Source organism: Gaiella sp. (genome assembly GCF_035558935.1).
Classification (GTDB): Bacteria; Actinomycetota; Thermoleophilia; order Gaiellales; family Gaiellaceae; genus Gaiella.
Genome location: NZ_DATMBZ010000046.1, coordinates 1 through 2,562 on the forward strand (window position 1 = coordinate 1; position 2,562 = coordinate 2,562).

General features: G+C 71.0%; 3 protein-coding genes and 1 pseudogene. 3 read left to right on the forward strand and 1 reads right to left on the reverse strand.

Annotated features, from left to right (window positions below; genetic code table 11):
• The 3 genes from VNM44_RS04830 to VNM44_RS04840 all read left to right on the forward strand — a co-directional run.
• Positions 1-426: transketolase C-terminal domain-containing protein (locus VNM44_RS04830; protein ID WP_325623226.1), on the forward strand; the 426-nt coding region annotated here is incomplete at its 5' end.
• Complete coding sequence (locus VNM44_RS04835) at positions 426-1,727, forward strand: dihydrolipoamide acetyltransferase family protein (protein WP_325623229.1); 1,302 nt, start codon at positions 426-428, stop codon at positions 1,725-1,727. The genes VNM44_RS04830 and VNM44_RS04835, both read left to right, overlap by 1 nt.
• Before the next feature lie 7 nt (positions 1,728-1,734).
• A complete protein-coding gene (locus tag VNM44_RS04840; protein ID WP_325623233.1) occupies positions 1,735-2,193 on the forward strand; it encodes a CBS domain-containing protein in 459 nt (152 codons plus the stop codon).
• A 136-nt stretch (positions 2,194-2,329) separates the two neighbouring features.
• Here the strand turns inward: VNM44_RS04840 and VNM44_RS04845 are convergent.
• Positions 2,330-2,562 (reverse strand): annotated as a pseudogene (locus tag VNM44_RS04845) (hypothetical protein); the annotation flags it as partial.

Consider the following 2,562-nt stretch of genomic DNA (forward strand, 5'->3'; position numbering starts at 1 on the left):
CACGTCGCGCGTGAGGGCACGGATCTCACGATCGTGGCGCACTCGTACACCGTGCGGCGGGCGCTGGCGGTCGCCGACCGCCTGGCCCAGAGCGGCTTCGAGGCCGAAGTCGTCGACCTGCGCTCGTTGCGCCCGCTCGACATCGACACGGTGGTCGAATCGGTGCGCAAGACGAACCGCGTACTGATCGCCGAGGAGGGTTGGGCGACGTTCGGGGTCGGCGCCGAGCTCGCCGCTCGAATCGGCCGCGCGTGCTTCGACGACCTCGACGCCCCGCCGGAGCGCGTCGGGGGGGCGGAGGTACCGATGCCCTATTCGAAGCCCCTCGAGCTGGCCGCGCTCGTGCTCGAGGACAAGCTGGAGGCAGCGGCCCGCTCGCTGCTCGCGGAATGTGGGCTTGCCGGCGCCGGGGCTGGGAGGGACTGATGGCCGTCGAGGTCCCGATGCCACGGCTGAGCGACACGATGGAGCAGGGGACGGTCGCTCGCTGGGTGAAGCAGGAAGGCGATCGCGTCGTCGCGGGTGACGTGATCGCCGAGATCGACACCGACAAGGCCACGATGGAGCTGACGGCGTACGAGGACGGCGTGCTGCTCAAGATCCTCGTCGGTGAGGGCGAGTCGGCGGACCTCGGCACGCCGATCGCGCTGATCGGCGCCGAGGACGAGGAGGTGCCGGAAACCGCCGCCCGCGGCAACGGTCCGGCTCAGACGGCTCCACAGGAGGACCAGCCCGGTGACGCCGGCGCGCCCGAGGCCGGGGGAGGCGAGCCCGCCCCATCCGAGCCCGGCGAGCCGCCCGCGCCAGACGCACGCTCTGCGGTCGGCGACGGGCTCAGGGCGAGCCCGATCGCGCGCCGCATGGCAGCCGAGGGCGGCCTCGACCTGCGTGAGCTGGCCGGCAAGGGCAGCGGCCCCGACGGTCGCATCGTCAAGGTCGACGTCGAGCGTGCGCTCGGCCAGGAGGGCGGGCCGGGCGCTGCTGCGGTCGAGCCGGCGACGACGGAACGCGCGGCATCGCCGGGCCAGCCGCCGTCGGCCGAGGAGGAGATCGTCGAGGCAACGCCGATGCTCCGCGCGGTGGCACGCCGCATGAGCGAGTCGAAGGCGACCGTGCCGCACTTCTACCTCGACGCCGAGATCGACATGGGTCGCGCGCTCGAGCTGCGCGAAGAGCTCAACCGGGCGCTCGCGGACGACGGCGAGAAGATCAGCGTCAACGACTTGATCGTGCGAGCAGCGGCGCTCGCCCTGGTCGAGAACCCGAAGTTCCACCGCAGCTGGCACGACGGCACGTTCGTGCTCCACAAGAGCGCCCACGTCGGCATCGCTGTCGCGCTCGACGACGGCCTGATCGTCCCCGTCCTGCGCAACGTCGAGCAGAAGAGCGTGCGCGAGATCGCGCGCGAGTCGCGCGACCTCGCCGAGCGGGCGCGGGCAGGCAAGCTGAAGCAGACGGAGATCGAAGGCGGGACCTTCACGATCTCGAATCTCGGCATGTACGGGATCCCGAGCTTCAGCGCGGTGGTGAATCTCCCCGAGCCCGGCATCCTCGCGGTCGGTGCCGCCGTCAAGCGTGCGGTCGTCCGCGACGACGCTGTCCTGATCCGGCCGATCATGGCCGTCACGCTGTCGGTCGACCACCGTGCCACGTCGGGGGCGGAAGGCGCACGCCTGCTCGGGTCGATCCAGCGCCTCCTCGAGCAACCGGTGCTGCTCCTGGCATAGTCGGACGATGCAGCTTGCCGACCTCATGGCGACCGACGTGCTCGCGGTGTCGCCCGACACGACGATCGGAGATGCCGCGCGGCGCATGATCGCGCGCGACACCGGTGCAGCCGTCGTCATCGAGAACGGTGATCTCGTCGGCCTCATCTCGGAGCGCGATCTCATGCGCGCGATACCCGACGCCTGCAGCCCCGAGACGACCGTCTCCGAACGCATGAGCCGACACGTGATGACCGCATCGCCAGGGACGAGCGCCCCCGAGGCCATGGCAATCATGGTCGAGGGTCCCTTCCGCCACCTTCCCGTCGTCGACGGCGGACGCGTGCTGGGAATCGTCTCGATGCGCGACCTGATGACGTGGACCTCGCTGCGCCTACGCCTCGGCCCGCTCGGAGACGCCGACGAGGAAATCGACAGCGCCGAGCTCCTGGCGACGATCCATCGCATGCGCACCGGTGCCGCCTGAACCACCGGCTCTGCGGCGCTGACCTCCTCTTGGCAAATCCGGGAGCTCGAGGCCGGGGGACGGCGGGCATCACCTACCCGCCGTCCGACTCGCGGGCGCTCGGGCCCCGTCTCCCGGTCAATCGTTCAGATGCTTGCTAGCCCGCCGGCAGGGAGATCGTCCCCTCGAACGTGCCGACGGTCACTCCCCCTACGCCGGTCGCGGCGTCGGCGAGGCGTTCGACGGTGAACGTCCCTTCTGCGCCGGCGAATCGGCCGGTCGAGCGGTTGGGGTCGATGACGGCGTGTTCCGTGATCAGCACGACGCCGGGTCCGACGAGCGCCGAGGACCCCGTGTGGTCGGCCACGAGCTTGTCACCGTTCGCGGCAG

Bases quoted from the DNA above. Each gene is read 5' to 3' on its own strand.
- VNM44_RS04835 (WP_325623229.1), top strand. From the start codon at position 426: ATGGCCGTCGAGGTCCCGATGCCACGGCTGAGCGACACGATGGAGCAG.
- VNM44_RS04840 (WP_325623233.1), top strand. From the start codon at position 1,735: ATGCAGCTTGCCGACCTCATGGCGACCGACGTGCTCGCGGTGTCGCCC.